The following is a 19,463-nucleotide window of genomic DNA, read 5'->3' as shown; positions in this document are numbered from 1 at the left end:
AGGACCGGAAACCCTCACGGCCAGGACCGCAAGCGCTCAGGGCCGGGGACCGGAAGTCTCCAGGGGCAGGACCGCAAACCCTCACGGCCAGGACCGGAAGTCCTCAGGGTCAGGACCGTAATCCCTCAGGGCCGGGACCGGAAGTCCCCAGGCCGAGACGGGGAACCTCCAAGCCCGGGACCGGAAACTCCCAGGCCCAGCACCTGAAACCGCCAGGTCCAGGACCGGAAGCCCCCAGACTAAGCTCTCTCAGCCGGTGATCGAGTCCAGTTGCTCGGCGGCGGGCCGCAGCGCCCAGAGATCGCCGCCGGGCGGCGCCTCCAGCTTCGGCACGGCCGCCTTCGCCGCCCGGTCCCCCGCGTCCGCGGCCGCGTGCACGACATCGCAGGCCGCGTACCGGTAGAACTCCAGCTCGGGGTGCGGCCAGGCGGCGGCGCCCGTCGCCGCGGGCAGCAGGTAGTCGACCGCCTTGAACAGGCTCTGCCCGTCCGGCCCCCGGTAGTCCCACGGGTTCACGCCGACGTGCCGGCCGATGGCCGCGAGGCGCGTGTAGGCGACGAGGTCGAAGGTCGAGTAGTGCCAGCTGCGGGTGCGCGCGAGTTCCTGCGGCTGGCCGCCGTCGCCCGCGATCTGCGGGGCGATCCGCTTCGCGCGCGCGTCGAGCACGGTCCGCCGGGTCAGGGCGGTGTCGCCGGTGGCGTAGGCGAGGGCGGCGAGCTGCATGTCGTAGAAGGTGCCGTGGTTGTTCGCGGCGGCACCTTCCTGCTTGCCGAAGTCGCTGTTCTTCAGCCAGTCCAGGAAGTCGGCGTTCCACGCGCCCATCGCGCCGCGGTCCCGCTCGGTCCAGCCGGGGGCACCGGTGGCGAGGACGGCCTGGGCGTCGAGCACGCTCGTGTACGACTGCGAGAAGTCGATGACGCCGATGGCCCGGCCGTCGTACTTGCAGGGGATGAACTGGGCGTGGTCCAGGTCGGGGTTCATCCGGGTGTCCGGGTCAAGGAACCATGTGCGCAGGATCTGTCCGGCCTTCTCGGCGTAGCTCCGCCTGCCGGTGTAGTACCAGGCGAGCGCGAGGTCGTACGTCGAATCGAAGACCTTCTCGGCGTCCTGCCGGTCCGTGCCGCTGTCGACCTCGGGATTGCGCTGGCCGTCGCGCTGGACGTAGGGACAGCCCCACGGATTGTCGGCGGTGGGGGTCGTGGTGGGCCACCAGTAGGGCGCCTGGCTCAGGTACTCGTGGACGTCGCCGCCGGGGGCGGGCTTCGGCTTGTCGACGACCGTCCACGGGCCCTGGTCCAGCCAGGCGTCCGCGCGGGCGGTCAAGTCGTCGACCGCGCGCCGCAGTCGGGCATCACCGCGGTCGAGGCGGGCGCGGGTCCGCTGGAGGCGGGCGCCGTCGAGGACGGCCGTCCGCGGGGCCGCGGGCGCAGCGTGGGACGCGTAGGTCACATGGGGCGTATGGGACGCGTAGGTCGCGGACGCGTGCGCGGAGGGGACGAGCACGGTTGCGAGGGTCACCACCGCGGCCAGCAGCCCGGCCGCACGGGATCTTCCACTCATCGGACACTCCGATCAGATCTCGCGGATCTCGTCGATGCTGTCAGATATGTGAATGCTGTTCATGAGCTGGACCGTGCGAGCGTAGGGCCGCCAGGTAACCGTGACAATGGTGCGGACCATCTTCACGTACAGAGAAAGCGAAGCCCCACCATGGACCTCGGCGTGCGCTGGAAGCTGCACGGTGGTGACGGGCGTACGCCCGCACCCGGAGCAGTGGTACGCCCCGACGAACGACTCACCTGGCCGCGCACGGTGGGGCTGGGCGCCCAGCACGTCGTGGCGATGTTCGGAGCCTCCTTCGTCGCCCCCGTACTCATGGGCCTGGACCCGAACCTGGCGATCATGATGTCGGGCGTGGCGACCGTGATCTTCCTGCTCGCCACCCGCGGCCGGGTACCGAGCTATCTGGGCTGCTCCCTGTCGTTCGTGGGTGTGGCCGCCGTCATCCGCGCGCAGGGCGGCACCAGTGCGACCGTGACCGGCGCCGTCTTCGTGGTCGGCGTGGTGCTGTTCCTGATCGGCCTCGCGGTGCAGCGCTTCGGCGCCCGGATCATCCATGCCGCGATGCCGCCGATCGTGACCGGCGCGGTCGTCATGCTGATCGGGTTCAACCTGGCCCCGGTGACCGCGTCCACCTACTGGCCGCAGGACCAGTGGACGGCGTTGCTGGTCATGCTGTTCACCGGTCTGGCCGTCGTCTGTCTGCGCGGTTTCTGGTCGCGCATCGCGATCTTCCTCGGCCTGCTCTTCGGGTACGGCATCTCCTGGGTCTTCGACCAGGTCCTCGGCAAGATCCACTCCAACGACGGCAGCGGCAGGATCACCGACCACTGGCGGCTGGACCTCTCCGGCGTCGGCAAGGCCGACTGGATCGGGCTGCCCCACTTCCACGGGCCGAGCTTCCAGTGGTCGGCGATCCTCGTCGCGCTGCCCGTCGTCATCGCCCTGGTCGCGGAGAACGCGGGCCACGTCAAGGCGGTCGGCGAGATGACCGGCGACCCGCTGGACGACAAGCTGGGTACGGCGATCTCGGCGGACGGCGTCGCCTCCATGCTGTCGACCGCGGTGGGCGGCCCGCCGAACACCACCTACTCCGAGAACATCGGCGTGATGGCCGCGACCCGCGTCTACTCGACCGCCGCCTACTGGGCCGCCGCCGGATTCGCGCTGCTCTTCGGCCTCTGCCCCAAGTTCGGCGCCATCGTCGCCGCCGTCCCGGGCGGTGTCCTCGGCGGCATCACCGTGATCCTCTACGGCATGATCGGCCTGCTCGGCGCGCAGATCTGGCTGCACGGCAAGGTGGACCTGCGCAACCCGCTGAACCTGGTGCCGGCCGCCGCGGGCATCATCATCGGCGTCGGCAACGTCTCCATGAAATTCACCGACAACTTCTCCCTGAGCGGCATCGCCCTCGGCACGCTGGTCGTCATCACCGGCTACCACACGCTGCGCGCCTTCGCCCCGCCCCATCTGAAGACACAGGAGCCCCTGCTCGACGAGGGCACGTCGTCGTACGACGAGACGGCGGAGGAGAAGGACCGGAAGGACGGGAAGGACCGGAAGGACGGGAAGGACCGGAAGGACCGGAAGGACGGGACGGGCGAGCTGGGCGGCGCGTAGGGCGCGCGGGGCCGGCGGGGCACGCGGGTCCGGCAGGACGCACAGGGCAAGCACAACACGCAAGACACGCGGGACCAGCACAACGCGTAAGACACACAGGCCCAGCAGGGCGCGTCGGAGTGTGCTCCGCGGGAGCCGGCGGTCGTCGCCGATGCCCGGGTGTCCCCCGTTCCGGCGAAGTGCCGGGCCGGTCGGCGCGCCGGGCGGGGCGGGGCTGGGACGCTTCGCTCATGGCGCAGTTGGAGCACTTCACCACGCCCGTCGACGCCGTCCTCGCCCGGATGCGCGCGCTCGACGCGGAGTTGCCCGAGCGGGACGGCATCGCCGTGTTCAACCGTGTCTACCTCGCCGTCACGGAGGAGGTCGACCGGCATCTGGCCGACGGGGACTTCCCGGACCCCCGGGCGGCCTCGGCGCTGGACGTGCTGTTCGCCGGGCGGTACCTGTCGGCGGTGGACGCGGCCGCCCGGGACCGCCGTCCACCTGCCTGCTGGCGGCCCCTGTTCCAGCTGCGCCGCCATCCCGGGGTACGGCCGCTTCAGTTCGCGCTCGCGGGCATCAACGCGCACATCGGGCACGACCTGGCGCTCGCCGTCGTCGACACCTGCGACGCGCTCGGCTGTGAACCGGCCGATCTGGAGGACGAGTTCGACCGCGTCGGCGAACTGCTCGTCGCGCTGGAGGAGCGCGTCCGCGAGGATCTGATGCCGGGCCCCGACCTGCTCCAGATCGCCGATCCGATCACGCATCTGGTGGGGTCCTGGAGCCTGGAGCGGGCACGGGACGCGACCTGGACGGCGGCCAGGGCGCTGTGGGCGCTGCGCCGCTTCGACGATGTCGCCGAGGAGTTCACCGAGCGGCTGGACGCGGCGGTCGGTCTCGCCGGCCGGATGCTGCTCACCCCGCTGGCCGACTGAGGCGGGCGGAAGTCTCCCGCGCGAGCCGCCCCCGGAACAACCCCGCGCCGACCGTACGTTGATCGTCCACCAACCGATCGCAGAGGAGCAACGGTATGGCGACCCGGCTCGGCCTCAGCCTTCCCCAGATGCGGCAGTACTCCGTCGGCAGGGACGTGCCCGACGTGGCACGGGCCGCCGAGGAGATCGGCTACGACAGCCTGTGGGTCTTCGAGCGGGCCCTGTTCCCCGAGCCCGCCACCCAGGGTCTCTACAACGTCGAGGGCCTCCCCTGGCCCGACCAGTACCGTGGCGTGGCGGACCCGCTGGTCACCCTCACGCTGGCCGCCGCGGCGACCGAGCGGGCCAGGCTGGGCTCCAGCGTCCTGGTGGCCCCGCTGCACCTGCCGTTCCAGCTCGCCAAGTCCCTGGCCACGCTGGACGCGGCGAGCGGCGGCCGGGTGCTCGCGGGCTTCGGCACGGGCTGGTCCCTCGACGAGTACGCGGCCTCGGGCGTGCGGCCCTTCGAGGAGCGCGGCGCGGTACTGGACGAGACCATCGAGGTGTGCCGGGCCGTGTGGGGTCCGGATCCGGTCGGCTACGACGGGCGGATCACCACGATCGCGTCGGCCGAGGTCGGGCCCAAGCCCGCGCGGCCGATCCCGATCCTGCTGGCAGCGGGGAACCGCAGGGCCTGGCGCCGTCTGGTGGACCACGCCGACGGCTGGCTGCCGGTGGGCATGGGCGCCGAGCAGGTCGCCCAGCAGTGGCGTCAACTGCGCGAACTGGCCGAGGAACGCGGTCGCACGGAGCCGATCCAGACGGTCCTGCGGGTCAACACCACCGTGCTCCCCAAGGCGTACGAGGGCGCGGACCGCCGCCCCTTCCAGGGCGACGTGGACCAGATCGTCGAGGACCTGGTGGCCCACGCGCGGATCGGCCTGGACGAGATCCTCGTCGACCTCGCGGGCAGCGCACGTGACGCCCAGGAACTGAAGGACCTGGCCGCCGAGGTCTTCGAGAAGGCACGGGCCGCCGGCGTCTGAGGCCCGGCCCGAGGGGCCCTGGGCCCGGTTCGGGCGGGGGGTCACCAGGGGCGGATCGGGTGCATTCCGGTCCGCCTGCCCTCCTCGTCCAGCAGATGGCCCATGCGCTTGACCGTGTGCAGGCCCACGATCCGGTCGGTCACCGTCAGCGTCGGCAGCCGTGAGCACAGGGCGGCCTCGCGGCGCTGGATGTCGCTGAGGTCGTGCACCCACAGGGTGGCGAAGATGTTCGAGGTGCCGGTGACGGCAGCGACCAGACGGCACTCGGGCAGCGCGGCGAACGTGCGGTGGGCGGTGGGGATGTCCCGTGCGGGCGTCCGGCCGAGCAGCGAGACCGGGACCGGGTGCCCGCTCAGGGCGGACGCCATGTCGCAGCGGAAGGCGAGCACGCCGCAGTCGGTCAGCCGGCGCAGCCTGCGGCGTACGGTGGCGGGGCTGGTGTCCGCCTGATCGGCGAGCGCGGCCAGGCCCAGCCGCCCGTCGCGCACCAGGGCGTCGAGCAACGCCCGGTCGACGGCGTCGAGTTCGACGACGGAGGCCGGCTCCCCCGCCCCCGGGGCCATGGCGCCGAGCGCGCTCAGCTGGGTCGGTGCGAGCGAGCGCAGCCGCCACCGGCTGCCCTCCACGAACAGTGACGTGGCGAAGAGGCACTCGACCGAGACGAGCCCCGGCAGCGGTTCGAGGCGGGTGGTCACGAAGCGAGTCAGTGCGGGCAGATCGGGCGCGAGGACGTCCAGGAGCAGGTCGGCGCTGCCGGGCCCGGTGAGTTCGACGGTCGCGGCCTCCTCGAACGCGCAGAGCCGTTCGGCGATGTCGGCGCGGCTGCCGGGTCGGCAGCGCAGCAGCACGAACGCGGTGCAGCGCGTGCGGACGAACTCCCTGCCGGGCACCGCGGAGACCCACGCCAGACCCTCGCCACAGAGCCGCTCCCAGCGGCGCGCGAGGGTGCCCGCGGTGACGCCGAGCGGCGGCGCCAGCTCGGTCCACGACGCCCGGGGGCGCAGCTGGAGCGCGTTGACGAGCGCGAGGTCCAGTTCGCTGATGATGACTGTTTCTGGCATCGGGCCAGCACCCCACGCATGTTTCCGTCGAAATCACGGCTCGGTTCGGCCGCCGCCCGCACAGTAACCACCACTTTCGATGCGGGCAACCAGAAGGGAATCTGCTGTGCGCACAGACGGATCGGCCCAGGGCGGCGGCGTCCGGCCCGGCGGGGCACTCCTCGGCACCGGCCGCGGCATGCTCGGCGCGATGGCGGTGGTCATCGTCTTCAGCGGTGTCGTCCAGGGCTACCTCACCCCGCTGCTGCCGGAACTCGGCGGCCGGCTCCACCTCGGCGGTGTGGGCCAGAACAACCTCTATCTGCTGTCCCAGTGCGCGTTCGCGGTGCTCACCCCGCTGCTCTCGCGCCTGGGCGACCTGTACGGGCACCGCAGGCTGCTGCGGGTCGCGGTCACGCTGGTGGCGGCCGGTTCGCTGCTGATGGCCGTCGCACCGACGGTGGCGACGCTCGCCGTGGGCATGGTGCTGCAGGGCGCGGTCGTCGGCTTCTTCCCGCTGCTCGCGGGGATCCTGCGGTCCCGGGCACCCGAGCGCGGCCGGATCGGCATGTCGGTGCTGGTGGGCGCGCTGCTCATCGCGATCGGCGTCGGCGGCCTGGTCGCCGGCACGCTCAGTGAGAGGCACGCGGCGGCGGGCCTGTGGGTGGCGGTGCCGGTGGCGGCCGTCGCCGTCGTCGCCGCCCTCGTGCTGCCGGACAGCGACACGGAACGCGGCGGCCGGTTCCACTACGGCGCGGCGGCGCTGCTGACGGCCGGACTCGTCGCGCTGGTCCTGGTGCTGGCGCAGGGCGAGGCCTGGGGCTGGCTGTCGGCGCGCTCGCTCGGCACCGGGGCACTCGCCGCGCTCGCCCTGGTGACGTGGGTGGCGGTGGAGCGCAGGGCCACGCATCCGCTGGTCAGCGTGCGGATGCTGCGGGACCGGCGGCTCGCGGTCATCAGCGCGCACACGTTCTGCGCGGCGTTCGGCACGATCGGGTTCCTCGGCGCCAACGCCCTGTTCCTGGGCGCCGACCCGGACCGCACCGGCTACGGCATGGGCCTCGGACCGCAGGCCATCGCCACGGTCTCCCTCGCGATGGTGGTGGCGGGCTTCGCCGGGTCCACCGCGACGCCGCGCCTGGCCCGCCGGATCGGCGACCGCGCGGTCCTCGCCACCGGCGGCGCCCTGACCGCGCTCGGCTTCCTCGGCATGGTCGTGTTCCACGCCACGCTCACCCAGTACATCGTCTCCGCGCTCGTCGTGGGGCTGGCCACGGGCCTGTTCTCGTCGATCACCAGGACGCTGTCCGCGGAGGTCGTGCCCGAGCGCGAGACCGCGCTCGCCGTGGGCGTCAACGAACTGGCGCTGTCCCTGGGCGCGGCGATCGGCGCGGCCGTCATCGGCGCCCTGTTCGCCGCGCACCAGCACGGCAGTCACATCGCCCTGTCCGGCTTCGCGTGGAGCTGGGGCGTGTGCGCCGGGGTCGCGCTCCTCGGCTCCGCCCTCGCCCTGGCCTACGGCACCACCGCCCAGCCGTCCGTCCTGCCCCGCACCGACACCGTCACCCCGAAGGAGGGCATCGCGTGAACACCCGTACCGACGTGATCAGCACCCGCACCGATGTGGCCGAGGCGGTCCTGAAGTGGTCCGACCGACTGGTCGGGCTCAGCCACAGCCTGCACGCCGAACCCGAGACGGCCCTCGACGAGCACCGCTCCGCCCGGAAGATCGCCGACCTGCTGGACGCGGCCGGGTTCACCGTGACACGGCCCCTCGCCTCCCTGCCGACCGCGCTCGACGCGACGTACGGCAGCGGTGATCTGGTGATCGCGTTCTGTGCCGAGTACGACGCGCTGCCGGGCATCGGCCACGCCTGCGGGCACAACGTCAACGGCGCGGCGGCGGTCGGCGCCGCGCTCGCTCTCGCGGCGGTGGCCGACCGGGTCGGTGTCACGGTACGGCTGATCGGCACGCCCGCCGAGGAGGACATCGGCGGCAAGGTGCTGCTCATCGATGCCGGGGTGTTCGACGACGTGGCCGCCGCGATGATGGTGCACGCCGCGACCGAGGACACGGTGGGCGCGTCCTCGCTGGCGATCGGCGCCTGGGACATCACGTACGAGGGAAGCCCGGCGCACGCGGCGATCGCTCCCTGGGACGGCGTCAACGCGCTCGACGCCCTCACCGTGGCGCAGACCGCGCTCGGCCTGCTGCGCCAGCATCTGCCGCCGGGCTCGCTGGTGCACGGCATCGTGACCGACGGCGGTTCGGCGCCGAACGTCGTACCGGACCTCACCCGCGCCCGCTACGAGGTCCGGGCCCCGTCCCTGGAACAGCTCAGGGCCGTCCAGACCAGGGTCCGCGCCTGCTTCGAGGCGGGGGCCCAGGCCACCGGCGCGCGGCTCCGGCTGGAGCCGCACGGGCGGGACTTCGCGGAGCTGTGCCAGGACCCGTTCCTCACCCGTGCCTACACCGACGCCGCCCACGCCCTGGGCCGCGTCCCGCAGGACCGGCACGGACAGACCATGGCGTCCACGGACATGGGCAACGTCTCGCGGCTGCTGCCCACGATCCACCCCACCGTCGGCTACGACACGGGCGGCGCGCTCCAGCACACGGCCGGGTTCGCGGCGTACGGGACGTCGCCGGGCGCGGACCGCGCGGTCCTGGACGGCGCGCGGGCCCTCGCCCTGACCGCGGTGGCGGCGGCCACGGACCCGGAGCAGCGCCGCCGGCTCCTCGACGGCGCCGCCGAACGCCGCGCCGCCGGGCGGCGCAGCGCCGAACGCTGTTAGTCCTCGGGCAGTTCGACCGGCGCGATCTCGTCGTACAGGTCGCCGGGGCCGGGGTTCGTCGCGTCGGTGGAGCCGCCCAGCTGGTGCATCACGCCCCACACCGCGTTCAGCGCCGTCTGCACCGCGCCCTCGGCCCAGCCGGCCGTCCACGAGATGTCGTCACCGGCGAGGAAGATGCCGCGCCGGTCCTCCGGGAGCCGGTCCTGCATGAAGTGCGTGAACAGGCGGCGCTGGTAGCGGTAGTGGCCGGGCAGGTTCGCCTTGAACGCGCCCATGAAGTACGGCTCGTTCTCCCAGGACACGGTCACCGGGTTGCCGATGATGTGCTTGCGGATGTCGACCTTGGGATAGATCTCGCCGAGCGACTTCAGCATCACGTCGAGGCGCTCGTTGGCCGACAGCGGCAGCCACTTGAGGCTGTCGTCGCACCACGTGTACGAGAGGCAGATGACGGCCGGCCTGTCCGGTCCGTCGTCCAGCAGGTAGGTGCCGCGCGTCATCCGGTCGGTCAGCGTCATCGACATGACGTCCCGCCCGGTGTCCTCGTCCTTGTCCAGCCAGAACGGCCGGTCCACCGGCACGAACAGCTTGCTGGACTCCATGTAGTGGGTCCGCTCGATGGCCGTCCAATGATCGATCGGGAAGAGCGCGTCGTCGCAACTCACCTTCGACAGCAGCATCCAGGACTGCGCGGTGAAGATCGCCGCCTGGTAGGTGCGGATGTCGCCGGCCGCGTCCGTCACCGTGATGCGGTTGCCCGCGGTGCGGGCGAGCCGGGTGACGGCGGGGCGCGGGGTGTCGCCCTCGTGCAGGGATTTCAGCGACGTGCCGTACGCCCAGTGCACGATCTTCTCGGGCTCGCGCTCCCACAGCCGCAGCGGCAGTTGCTGCGAGCCGCCGACGATGCCGCGGTGGTGGTCGTCGGCCTCGGTGTAGACGACGCGCAGGATCTCCAGGATGGAGTTCGGGAAGTCGGTGTCCCAGCCGCCCGTGCCGAAGCCGACCTGGCCGAAGATCTCGCGGTGCCGGAAGGACTTGAAGGCCTCGGAGTCGCAGAGGAAGCCGTAGAAGGTCTGGTTGTCGAGCTTCTCGACCAGCTTCGCCCAGATCTCGCGGATGCGCGGGACGTCCCGCTCGCGCATGGCGCGGTTCATGTCGGAGAAGTCGGCGCCCTCGTCGAGGCACTTGTTCCAGGCGCCGGCGACGTCACGGTAGACCTGGGGCAGGTCGGCGATCGTCTCGGCGTAGTGCGACTCGCCCTTGAGGTCGACCACGGTCGAGGGGGTGGCCTCGGCCAGCGGGTTCGGGAAGGGCCTCGTCTCCAGGCCGACCAGGTCGATGTAGTGCTGCAGGGCGGTGGAGGACGGCGGGAAACGCATCGCGCCCAGCTCGCAGTTGAGCGACTCGTCGCAGCCGTCGAAGCCGACCGTGCGCAGCCGGCCGCCGATCTGGTCGGCCTCGTAGACGACGGGCTTGAGGCCCATCTTCATCAGCTCGTAGGCGGCCACGATGCCGGACAGACCGCCGCCGATGACCGCGACCTCGGTGCCGTGCTCGGTCGCCGGTATCTGGCCGATGCCCGCCGGGTGGGCGAGGAAGTCGTCGTAGGCGTAGGGGAAGTCCGGGCCGAACATGGTGATCGGCGGCTGCTGCTCGTCGGCGTGCTCGACGGCGTTGGGCACCGTGGACGTCATGGGGTACGGACTCCTTGCGCGTGGTGAAGACAGGGGAAGCGTGTGCGGTGGCCCGGGAGGGCTGTGCGGAGGGCTCTCGGCAGGGCTCAGCCGAGCGACCCGTACAGACCGGGGCGGCGGTCCTTCAGGTACGGGTTGGCCTCGCGGGAGGCGGCCAGGAAGGCCGGGTCGGCGTCGGCGAGCACCAGCTGCTCGGTGCGGCCGGCGCGGGTGCGGTGGACGCCGTCGGGCCCGGCGAGGGTGGACAGGCCGAAGAACTCGAACTCGCCCTCCTGGCCGACCCTGTTGGAGTACGCGATGTACAGCTGGTTCTCGAAGGCGCGCACCGGGATCATCGACTCGGCGACCAGCTCGAAGGGATGCATGTTCGCCGTCGGCACGACGAGGAGGTCGGTGCCGGCCAGCGCGTGGGCGCGGACGTTCTCCGGGAACTCGACGTCGTAGCAGATCATCAGGCCCACGGTCAGACCGTTCAGCTCGGCCTGGACGACCGGCTGCTCGCCCGGCGTGAAGTGGTCGCGCTCGAAGCCGCCGAAGAGGTGGGTCTTGCGGTAGTTCGCGAGCCGGGTGCCGTCGGCGGAGATCAGCTGGGCCGAGTTGTGGACGATCTCGCCGTCCCGCTCCGGGTAGCCGTACACGACGGCCAGGCCGTTCCGCGTGGCGATCCCGGCGATCGCGTCGGCGCAGTCGCCGTCGGCGGGCTCGGCGAGGCGGCCGATCTCGTCGCCGATCGCGTACCCGGTCAGGAACATCTCCGGCGCGACCAGCAGCGCGGCGCCCGAGGCGGCGGCACGGCCGGCCGCCTCGTCGAGGATCTTGAGGTTCTCGACGACGGAGCCGGGACGGCCGGAGCTCTGGAGCAGGGCGGTGCGCATGCGTGATCCTCACCGGAAAGGAGGGGTTTCGGGGCCAATTAGAAGGTACGGTCGGCGCGCTCGGCCGGACAAGAAGGAGCCGTTGCGCGCCGGTGCGCGGTTCGTTGCGTGGGAGAGGGCCCGGACGGCGATTCGTTGCGCGCCCTCGCGGACGGTTCGCGGGCGGCACACGGACGGTTCGCGGGCGGTTCCGGCAGGGCTGAGGCGCAGGTCACAGGGGACGTCTACAACTGCTTCAGCCGGTGCTCACGGGCGAGGGAGGCCTGACGGGTGCGAGTGGGCAGCTGCAGCTCGGCGGTCACCGGGGCGTCCGTCACCGGCACCGCCACCGGAACGGGCGCCGGCACCGGTACGGGTACGGGCACCGGCACCTCGCCCTGCCGCTCATCAGCGCGCACCTCGACCGTCGTCGCCAGCACCGCCTCCGGAAGCAGCACCACCGCGGTCGTACCGCCGTACGGCGAATCCCGCAGGCTGACCTCGATGCCGTGGCGGGCGGCGAGGCGGCCTACGACGTAGAGGCCGAGGCGGTCGTGGCGGGTGGGGTCGAAGGCGTCGGGGTCGGTGAGGGTGCGCCGGGCCTCCTCGCGCCGCTCGGCGTCGAGGCCGAGCCCGCGGTCGTCGATCTCCAGGACGAAGCCGTTGCCGACGCGTCCGGTGCGGAAGGTGACCTCGGTGTGCGGCGGTGAGAACGCCGTGGCGTTCTCCAGGAGTTCGGCGAGCAGGTGCACCACGTCGGCGACGGCGTCAGCGGCGACAGCGGTCCGCGGCATCGGTGGCACCACCACGCGCGCGTAGTCCTCGGTCTCGCTCACCGCGGAGGTGACGACGTCCGCGACGGGCACGGGCCTGCGCCACCGGCGTCCGGGAGCCGAGCCGGAGAGGATGATCAGGCTCTCGGCGTGGCGGCGCATCCGGGTGGTGAGGTGGTCGATGCGGAACAGCTCTCGCAGGACGTCCGGGTCCTGCGTGCGCCGCTCCAGGGTGTCGACGAGCTTGAGCTGCCGGTGCACGAGTGCCTGGTTGCGGCGCGCGATGTTGAGCAGCACCGCGAACAGGCCCCGGCGCAGGCCGGCCTGGCGGACGGCGGCCTCGACGGCGGCGAGCCGCGCGGTGTTGAAGGACCTGCGGACCTGGCCGATCTCGTCGTCGCGGGCCGCGTCGGTGGCGAGCGGCGGCGCCTCGGCGAGCGCGTCCACCTCCTCGCCCGCGCTCAACCGGCGCATCACGTCCGGGAGTTGCTGGGTGGAGAGCAGGTCGGCCGCGTCGCGCAGGGTCTCCAGGCGGCGGGAGACGCGCCGGGCGCCGCGCACCGCGAGCCAGAGGGACAGGACGACGGCGGCCAGTCCGACCGCGCCGACGACGGCCGCCTTGGTCAGCTCCCGGTAGGCGAAGTCCCGCCCGCGCGCGGCGGAGTTCTCGGCGGAGCGGGTGCACAGCCGCATGTAGCGCTTGACGGCCCGGTCGCTGGTCGAGCGCCAGGTGTCCGCCGCGACGGCCCGCCCGGCGCTTGCGGCACCGGCCCGCAGCAGCGCGTCCTCGCCCGCGGTGAGCGAGCGGTACAGGTCGCCGTGCTGGAACTCCTCGAACAGGCCGCGCGAGTCGGCCGGCAGGTCCGGCACGTACGTCCGCTCGAAGACGCGCCGGTCCTCGATGGTCGCGGTGAGGCTGTCGTACTGCCGGTCGGTCACGGTCCCGGCCGCCCGCGCCCCGGCGACCAGGGCGTCCTCCCGGGACACGAACTCCCGTACCCGCACCAGTTCGACGACGACCTGCGCCTCCCGGGCCAGTTGCCCGGCCTGGAGCGCGGTGAGCGTGGACTGCACGTCGAATCCGGGCTCGACGAGCGCGCTGTACGCGTCGACCGCGCGGTCCCAGGTGATGCGCCGGGACAGCACGTCCTCGCGCAGTCCCTCCAGCTTGCCGGTGGCGGCGACCACGGCGTCCAGGGCCTGGCGCTGCCGGTCCGTGAGCCGGTCGCGGCCCCCACCCCCGACCGCCTGCCGCATCCCCTCCACGGCCCGGTCGGTACGGCGCTGCTGCCCGAGCAGGTCGCCGGCCGCGGCCGTGTCGAGGCGGGCGCCCAGGTAGGCGGCGGACAGCCGGCGTTCGATCTGCATCTGCCCGATCGCGGTGTCCACGGGGGTGCCGAAGTCCTCGTACACCCCCTGCAGCCGGATCAGGGCGCGCAGTTCGCCGGTGACGGACACCATGGCGAAGCTCCACAGGCCCATCAGCGCGACCGCGGGGGCCAGGGCGAGCGCCACGATCCGGGTGCGGACGGTGGGGGGACGGCCGACGGGCCAGCGCATGGACACCTGCCGGGTTACCAGTCAGTAGAAAGTGCGGCACAACCTACGGGATCGCCCCCTGGTCCGCAATGGTGTCCGCGAGGGTGACCAGCGGTGACGCCTGGTCTCCAGGGGACGACGAGCCCGCTCACGGCCGGGGCAGCGTGAAACGGGTGACGACGGCGGCGTGGTCGGAGGGCCAGTCGTTGTCCGCGACGTCGGGCCAGGGGCGCGGGGTGCCGATCACGAGCGTGCGCGCGTCCCGGACGGTCAGGCCGCCCCGGTGGAGCACGTAGTCGATGCGGTCCTGCGGCTCGGCCCGCCCGCTGCCGTCCTCGTGGACCGGGTGGATCGGCGACCAGGTGTGCCCCGGCTCGGCCGCCGGGTCCGGGTGGGCCTCGCGGTAGGAGTCGGCGAACCCCGCGTCCTGCGCCGCCCGGGTCACCGGCCATGCCACGTCCGGACGGTCCAGGTGGGAGGGGCAGTTGAAGTCGCCGACGAGGACGACCGGGACGCCGTCGCGGGACGATGCGGCGATCCGGTCCAGGGTGTCCCGCATCTGTGCGAGCCGCACGTCCTCGTGGGCGATCAGCTCGGCCGCGCCGAGCCCGTCGAAGGCGCTCTCGTAGGGCCCGTACGGCGCGTGGTCCAGGTGGGCCGTCCACACGTCGACCTCACGGCCGGGCGCCGCCTCGACGCGGACTCCGGCGGCGCCGTAGAAGCCGGCGCCGGGGTCGCCGAAGCGGGCGGTGATGGGGTGCCGGCTGATGACGCCGAGGTTCTCGCCGGCCCGGTGGTGGTGCCAGCCGAGGGCTTCGGCCAGTTCCCGGGCGGCCGTGCCGGCGGTCTCCTGGAGCCCCACGACGTCGGCGCCGCTCTCCAGGACGGCCTTGACCTGCTTGGCGCGGTGGTCGTCGACCTCGCTGCCGCCGAGCCACAGGTTCCAGCTCATGACGCGGAGTTCGGGCGCGGCCATCGCGCGCAGTTCCTCGGTCGTCACCCCGACGAGGGTGTCGCGCAGGGTCCGCCCGGGTGCGGCGCCGATCGGCGCGAGGGACGGCACGGCGAGCACGGCGCATCCGGCGGCTTCGGCGGAGGCCACACCGGTCTCGGTGTCCTCGACGGCCACGCAGCCGGCCGGTTCGACGCCGAGGGCGCGGCAGGCGGCGAGGTAGGGATCCGGGGCCGGTTTGGTTCTCTCGGTGTCGTCGGCGGTGACGGAGACCGCGAACCGGTGCGCGCCGAGGGCGTCGAGGACGACGTCGGCGACCGCGCGCGGGGACGCGGTGACCAGGGCGGTGGGGACGCCGGCGGCGGCCAGGGTGTCCAGCAGGTCGAGCGCGCCGGGGCGCGGCACGATCTCGGTGCGGACCCGGTCGGCGAACTCGCGGTGCAGTTCGGCCGCGAGTTCGGCGCCGTCCCGGCCGCTGCCGGCCGCGAGCCAGGCGGCGGTGTGCTCGACGGGACGGCCGAGCACCTCGGGCTGGTCCGCCTCGCTCAGCGGGCGCCCGGCGACCTGCTCGACCGCCTCCCACCACAGGTGCTCGGTGTCGACGAGCGTGCCGTCCATGTCGAACAGGACGGCTTGCAGCGGGAGTTCGGGGGTGTACGGGATCACTGCTTCTTCGTTCCTCACTTCTGGGCGCGTTCGGCCACCAGCACCGGCCGTTCGGGCAGGGACACGCTGACGGCGGCCCCGGCGCCGAGGGCGGCGGCCTCGTGGGCGGGCAGGTCGGCCTTGACCTCGGTGCCGCCGGCGAGCCGTACGGTGACCCGGACGACGGCGCCGAGGAAGGCGGTGGCGGCGACCCGCCCGGTGCCCTGCTCGTCGGCGCGCACCTGGACGGCCTCGGGCCGCACCAGCACGTCCACGTCCCCGTCCGGGACCTCGGCGCCGGCGCCTGCGTCGGCGTCGGCGGGGAGCCGCTGTCCGAGCACCTCGACCGTGCCGTCCTTCAGCTCGCCCGGGACGCGGCTCATCGTGCCGACGAACTCGGCGACGAAGGCGGTCGCGGGACGGCCGTACAACTCGGCGGGCCCGGCGCACTGTTCGAGCCGGCCGGCGCGCATGACGGCGACCCGGTCGGCGACCGAGAGGGCCTCCTCCTGGTCGTGGGTGACGAAGAGGGTGGTGATGCCGAGTTCCTGCTGGAGCCGGCGGATCTCCTCGCGCAGGGTCAGGCGCACCTGGGCGTCGAGCGCGGACAGCGGCTCGTCGAGCAGCAGCACGCGCGGGCGCAGGGCGAGGGCGCGGGCGAGCGCGATGCGCTGCTGCTGGCCTCCGGAGAGCTGGTGCGGGTACCGCTCCCCCTTGTCGCCGAGGCCGACAAGCTCCAGCAACTCGGCGGCGCGGGAACGCCGTTCGGCCGTACGCATGCCCCGCATGCGCAGCCCGAAGGCGACGTTGTCGACGGCGTTCAGGTGCGGGAAGAGGCTGTACGACTGGAAGACCATCCCGGCGTCGCGGCGGTGGGCCGGGACGTGGGTGACGTCCTCGCCGTCCACCAGCACCGCACCGGAGTCGGGGTGTTCGAACCCCGCGAGCATGCGCAGCGCGGTGGTCTTGCCGCAGCCGGACGGGCCGAGGAGGGCGAGGAACTCCCCCGGGCGGACGGTCAGATCGAGCCCGTCGAGGGCGACGGTGGCCCCGAACTCCCGGCGCAGTCCCCGGAATTCGACGGTGGCCGCCTTCTCGGCGGCGGCCTTCTCAGGCGTGGTGACGGTCATGGTTCATCCCCGGGAGGAAGCGGTTCGGGTACGGCCGCCGGCACCGGCGAGCGCGAGGAGCAGGGCCCAGGTGACGAGCAGGCTGAGCACGGACACGGCGACGGACATCTGGGCCTGCGAGCCGCCGACGTTGTAGATCCACACGGCGAAGGGCTGGTAGCCGAGCAGGTGGGAGACGGTGAACTCGCCGAGCACCAGCGCCAGCGTGAGGAAGGTGGCGTTCAGCAGTGCCCCGCGCAGGTTGGGCAGCACGGCCCGCACGAGCGCCTGCGGCCAGGACGCGCCGCAGCTGCGGGCGGCCTCGACGAGGGTGCGCACGTCGATGGCGCGCAGCCCCGCGTCCAGGGCGCGGTACACGAACGGCAGCGCCATCACGACGTACGCGAGGACCAGCACGACGGGGAAGTTCTCGTCCTGGATCACCACGAACGTCTGGAACAGCGGCGTGCGGGAGAGATGTTCGGGGCCCCACTTGAGCACGGTCACGATGCCGGCGACGAAGGCGATCGGCGGCACCACCAGCGGCAGCGAGCAGACCACCTCGACCACGGGCCTCAGCCGTGGCGCGCCGAGCCGCAGCGCGACCACGGCGGGCACCATGAGCAGCAGGACCACCACGATCGTCGCCACGGCAAGCTCCAGCGAGAGCAGCAGGCTGGAGGTGAAGCCGGCCGTGGACAGGATCTGGGTGTAGGCGTCGAAGGAGACGCCCCGGCCTGGCACGTCGACCGTGAAGATCACGGACGCGGTGAGCGGCACCAGGAAGTACAGCGCGGCCAGGCCGAGGACGGCCCAGCGCCAGGGGGTCAGGCGTCGAGCCATCGGGCGCTCCGTCGTTGCAGGAGCAGGTACACGGCCATCACCAGGCCCGCCACCAGCACCATGTCGAGGCTGAGGGCGAGGGCGACGTTCTCCTGGCCGACGAGCACGTTGCCGGACAGGGCGTCGGCGATCTGCAGCGTGACGAGCGGGACCGCGCTGCCCACCATCGCGGCGGCGGTGGCGTAGGCGGCGAAGGCGCTGCCGAAGAGCAGCACGAAGCCGCCGAGCAGGGAGGGCGCGAGGACGGGCAGGGCCACGTGGCGCCAGTACTGCACGGCGGTGGCGCCGTTGTTCAGCGCGGCCTCCCGCCACTGGACGCGCAGACCGTCAAGGGCCGGGGTGATGGTGAGGACCATCAGCGGGACCAGGAAGTACAGGTAGACCAGGACCAGGCCCCAGAAGCTGTAGAGGTCCCAGCCCTTGTCCGTGAGGCCCAGGTGCACGGTCAGGACGCCGGCGTTGCCGAGGGTGGCGACGAAGGCGAAGGCCAGCGGGACACCGCCGAAGTTGGCGAGCACGCCGGAGGCGGTGAGCACGGCCTCGCGCAGCGCCCGGGAGCGGGAGCTGACGACGGCCTGGGCGAGGGGCAGCCCGAGCAGGGCGCCGAGCGCGGCGGAGATCGCCGACAGCCTGACGCTGCCGAGCAGCGCGGTGAGGTACGGGCCCCGCAGCGAGGCCGAGAGGTTCCCGGCCGTGTGGGAGGTGGCGCCGGTCGCCGGGTCCTTGACCGTGAAGGCGCCGTTCAGGATGGCGAGGGCGGGCAGGCCGAAGGCCACGGCGGTGAACGCCAGCAGCGGGACGACGGCGAGCCAGCCGGGGGCGCGGCGCCGCCGCTTCGCCGAAGCGACGGGCGCCACGTCCGCTCGCGGGAGAGCGGTGGTCATCCGGAGACGGCCTTGCCCCAGCCCTGAGCGATGACCGTCTTGGCCTTGCTCTGCTGGTCCTCGGTCGGGAAGGCGGGCGTGCCCGTGACCTTCGGCAGCTTGGCGGCGGCGTCCTTGTCGAGGGTGCCGGCCTTCTCCATGGAGGTCATCAGCACCGGGCGGGCGAAGCCCTTCAGCCACAGGTTCTGGCCCTCGGCGCTGTACAGGTACTCCTGCCACAGGCGGGCGGCAGCCGGGTGCGGGGCGTCCTTGTTGATGGCCTGGGAGTAGTACTGGGCGTACTGGCCGTCGGCGGGGACGGTGACCTTCCAGTCGAGGCCCTTGGACTTGAACTCCTGGGCGTAGCCGGCGTTCAGGTAGTCCCAGTCGATCGAGATCGGCGTCTCGCCCTTCTCGACGGTGGCCGGGGTGGACTCGACCGGCGTGTAGTTGCCGTTCTTCTTCAGCTTGGCGAAGAAGTCCAGGCCGGGCTGGATGTCGTCGAAGGAGCCGCCGTTCGCGAGGGCCGCCGCGTAGACGCCGCCGAAGGCCGAGCCGGACTTGGTCGGGTTGCCGTTGAGGGCGACCTGACCCTTGTACTGCGGCTTGAGGAGGTCCTTGAAGGTGGTGGGGCACTCCTTGACACGCCCCGCATCGCAGCCGATGGAGATGTAGCCGCCGTAGTCGTTGTACCAGCCGGCCTTCGGGTCCTTCTGACCCTCGGGGATGTCGGCGTAGGAGGCCACCTTGTAGGGCGCGAGCAGACCCTGCTGGGCGGCGCTGAGCGCGAAGGAGCTGCCCAGGTCGAGGACGTCGGGGGCGCGGTCCTGGCCCTTGCGGGAGGTGACGGCGTTGATCTCGTCCTGGCTGGAGCCGTCGGGGCTCTCGTCCTCGATCTTGATGCCGTACTTCTTCTGGAAGCCGTCGATGACGGCGCCGTAGTTGGCCCAGTCGCGGGGCACCGCGATGATGTGCAGCCCGCCCTCCTTCTGGGCCGCCTCGACCAGGGCGTCGAGACCGCCGACGTCGGCGGCGGAGGTGGCGGTGGCGGCGTTCTTGCCGTCCTTGGTGGTCGACGCGTTGTCGGTGGCGGCGCCGCAGGCGCTCAGGGCGAGCGCGGCGACGACGGCGAGGGAGCCGCCGAGGACGGCGTTTCTCGGCAGGGACACGGTCACGGTCTCTCCAGGGGTGCGCACGAGGGTTCGTTGCGGTGCGGGGTGAGAAGTGCGAAGT

Annotated in this window: 15 protein-coding genes; 5 read left to right on the top strand and 10 right to left on the bottom strand. The window is 72.6% G+C overall.

Annotated elements, in window-relative coordinates; translation table 11 throughout:
* Window positions 1-249 precede the first annotated feature (249 nt).
* The gene (locus tag ACGFYV_RS01655) at window positions 250-1,560 is read right to left on the bottom strand and encodes an alginate lyase family protein (RefSeq protein WP_393876309.1); all 1,311 of its coding nucleotides are present in this window, start codon (window positions 1,558-1,560) and stop codon (window positions 250-252) included.
* 150 nt (window positions 1,561-1,710) lie between these two features.
* Here ACGFYV_RS01655 and ACGFYV_RS01650 point away from each other — a divergent pair, with 150 nt between their 5' ends.
* The 3 genes from ACGFYV_RS01650 (at window position 1,711) to ACGFYV_RS01640 (ending at window position 5,122) form a co-directional block, all read left to right on the top strand.
* Window positions 1,711-3,180 (top strand): uracil-xanthine permease family protein, encoded by a 1,470-nt coding sequence (locus ACGFYV_RS01650; RefSeq protein WP_393876308.1) that lies wholly within the window; start codon window positions 1,711-1,713, stop codon window positions 3,178-3,180.
* 230 nt (window positions 3,181-3,410) lie between these two features.
* Window positions 3,411-4,097, top strand: coding sequence for a DUF5995 family protein (locus ACGFYV_RS01645; RefSeq protein ID WP_393876307.1), 687 nt, complete (start codon window positions 3,411-3,413; stop codon window positions 4,095-4,097).
* Between the two features lie 95 nt (window positions 4,098-4,192).
* Window positions 4,193-5,122 (top strand): LLM class F420-dependent oxidoreductase, encoded by a 930-nt coding sequence (locus tag ACGFYV_RS01640; RefSeq protein WP_393876306.1) that lies wholly within the window; start codon window positions 4,193-4,195, stop codon window positions 5,120-5,122.
* Window positions 5,123-5,163: 41 nt separating this feature from the next.
* Here ACGFYV_RS01640 and ACGFYV_RS01635 read toward each other — a convergent pair whose 3' ends face one another.
* The gene (locus ACGFYV_RS01635; RefSeq protein ID WP_393876305.1) at window positions 5,164-6,183 is read right to left on the bottom strand and encodes an Lrp/AsnC family transcriptional regulator; all 1,020 of its coding nucleotides are present in this window, start codon (window positions 6,181-6,183) and stop codon (window positions 5,164-5,166) included.
* Window positions 6,184-6,289: 106 nt separating this feature from the next.
* Between ACGFYV_RS01635 and ACGFYV_RS01630 the strand changes: the two genes are divergently transcribed.
* Together ACGFYV_RS01630 and ACGFYV_RS01625 are read left to right on the top strand one after the other, a co-directional pair.
* On the top strand, window positions 6,290-7,750 hold the full coding sequence (locus ACGFYV_RS01630; protein WP_393876304.1) for an MFS transporter: 1,461 nt from the start codon (window positions 6,290-6,292) through the stop codon (window positions 7,748-7,750).
* Window positions 7,747-8,958 carry an amidohydrolase gene (locus ACGFYV_RS01625; RefSeq protein ID WP_393876303.1) on the top strand — a complete coding sequence of 404 codons (1,212 nt, stop codon included), beginning with the start codon at window positions 7,747-7,749 and terminating at the stop codon, window positions 8,956-8,958. Before ACGFYV_RS01630 ends, ACGFYV_RS01625 begins: the two co-directional genes overlap by 4 nt.
* Here the strand turns inward: ACGFYV_RS01625 and ACGFYV_RS01620 are convergent.
* From ACGFYV_RS01620 to ACGFYV_RS01585, 8 genes are all read right to left on the bottom strand, one after another.
* Window positions 8,955-10,652 (bottom strand): flavin monoamine oxidase family protein, encoded by a 1,698-nt coding sequence (locus ACGFYV_RS01620; RefSeq protein ID WP_393876302.1) that lies wholly within the window; start codon window positions 10,650-10,652, stop codon window positions 8,955-8,957. The two genes, ACGFYV_RS01625 and ACGFYV_RS01620, sit on opposite strands and share 4 nt — an antisense overlap.
* Before the next feature lie 86 nt (window positions 10,653-10,738).
* Window positions 10,739-11,527, bottom strand: coding sequence for a carbon-nitrogen hydrolase family protein (locus ACGFYV_RS01615; RefSeq protein WP_393876301.1), 789 nt, complete (start codon window positions 11,525-11,527; stop codon window positions 10,739-10,741).
* Between the two features lie 224 nt (window positions 11,528-11,751).
* Window positions 11,752-13,839 (bottom strand): nitrate- and nitrite sensing domain-containing protein, encoded by a 2,088-nt coding sequence (locus ACGFYV_RS01610; RefSeq protein ID WP_393876300.1) that lies wholly within the window; start codon window positions 13,837-13,839, stop codon window positions 11,752-11,754.
* Window positions 13,840-13,966: 127 nt separating this feature from the next.
* A complete protein-coding gene (locus tag ACGFYV_RS01605) occupies window positions 13,967-15,436 on the bottom strand; it encodes an HAD-IA family hydrolase (protein WP_393876299.1) in 1,470 nt (489 codons plus the stop codon).
* A gap of 14 nt (window positions 15,437-15,450) precedes the next feature.
* A complete protein-coding gene (locus tag ACGFYV_RS01600) occupies window positions 15,451-16,545 on the bottom strand; it encodes an ABC transporter ATP-binding protein (protein WP_393876298.1) in 1,095 nt (364 codons plus the stop codon).
* 3 nt (window positions 16,546-16,548) lie between these two features.
* Window positions 16,549-17,367 carry an ABC transporter permease gene (locus ACGFYV_RS01595; RefSeq protein WP_393876297.1) on the bottom strand — a complete coding sequence of 273 codons (819 nt, stop codon included), beginning with the start codon at window positions 17,365-17,367 and terminating at the stop codon, window positions 16,549-16,551.
* The gene (locus ACGFYV_RS01590) at window positions 17,352-18,251 is read right to left on the bottom strand and encodes an ABC transporter permease (protein ID WP_393876296.1); all 900 of its coding nucleotides are present in this window, start codon (window positions 18,249-18,251) and stop codon (window positions 17,352-17,354) included. Before ACGFYV_RS01590 ends, ACGFYV_RS01595 begins: the two co-directional genes overlap by 16 nt.
* Entirely contained in the window at window positions 18,248-19,405 is a 1,158-nt protein-coding gene (locus ACGFYV_RS01585; protein WP_393876295.1) for an ABC transporter substrate-binding protein, read from the bottom strand. The genes ACGFYV_RS01590 and ACGFYV_RS01585 overlap by 4 nt, the downstream gene beginning before the upstream one ends.
* Between the last annotated feature and the right edge of the window lie 58 nt (window positions 19,406-19,463).

This window comes from Streptomyces sp. NPDC048297 (genome assembly GCF_043201585.1).
Taxonomy (GTDB): domain Bacteria; phylum Actinomycetota; class Actinomycetes; order Streptomycetales; family Streptomycetaceae; genus Streptomyces.
The sequence above is the reverse complement of the archived record's forward strand: the minus strand, read 5'-3'. Positions and strand labels throughout refer to the sequence as shown.

Bases quoted from the DNA above. Each gene is read 5' to 3' on its own strand.
- ACGFYV_RS01595 (WP_393876297.1), bottom strand. From the start codon at position 17,367: ATGGCTCGACGCCTGACCCCCTGGCGCTGGGCCGTCCTCGGCCTGGCC.
- ACGFYV_RS01590 (WP_393876296.1), bottom strand. From the start codon at position 18,251: ATGACCACCGCTCTCCCGCGAGCGGACGTGGCGCCCGTCGCTTCGGCG.
- ACGFYV_RS01610 (WP_393876300.1), bottom strand. From the start codon at position 13,839: ATGCGCTGGCCCGTCGGCCGTCCCCCCACCGTCCGCACCCGGATCGTG.
- ACGFYV_RS01635 (WP_393876305.1), bottom strand. From the start codon at position 6,183: ATGCCAGAAACAGTCATCATCAGCGAACTGGACCTCGCGCTCGTCAAC.
- ACGFYV_RS01655 (WP_393876309.1), bottom strand. From the start codon at position 1,560: ATGAGTGGAAGATCCCGTGCGGCCGGGCTGCTGGCCGCGGTGGTGACC.
- ACGFYV_RS01615 (WP_393876301.1), bottom strand. From the start codon at position 11,527: ATGCGCACCGCCCTGCTCCAGAGCTCCGGCCGTCCCGGCTCCGTCGTC.
- ACGFYV_RS01640 (WP_393876306.1), top strand. From the start codon at position 4,193: ATGGCGACCCGGCTCGGCCTCAGCCTTCCCCAGATGCGGCAGTACTCC.
- ACGFYV_RS01645 (WP_393876307.1), top strand. From the start codon at position 3,411: ATGGCGCAGTTGGAGCACTTCACCACGCCCGTCGACGCCGTCCTCGCC.
- ACGFYV_RS01600 (WP_393876298.1), bottom strand. From the start codon at position 16,545: ATGACCGTCACCACGCCTGAGAAGGCCGCCGCCGAGAAGGCGGCCACC.
- ACGFYV_RS01650 (WP_393876308.1), top strand. From the start codon at position 1,711: ATGGACCTCGGCGTGCGCTGGAAGCTGCACGGTGGTGACGGGCGTACG.
- ACGFYV_RS01620 (WP_393876302.1), bottom strand. From the start codon at position 10,652: ATGACGTCCACGGTGCCCAACGCCGTCGAGCACGCCGACGAGCAGCAG.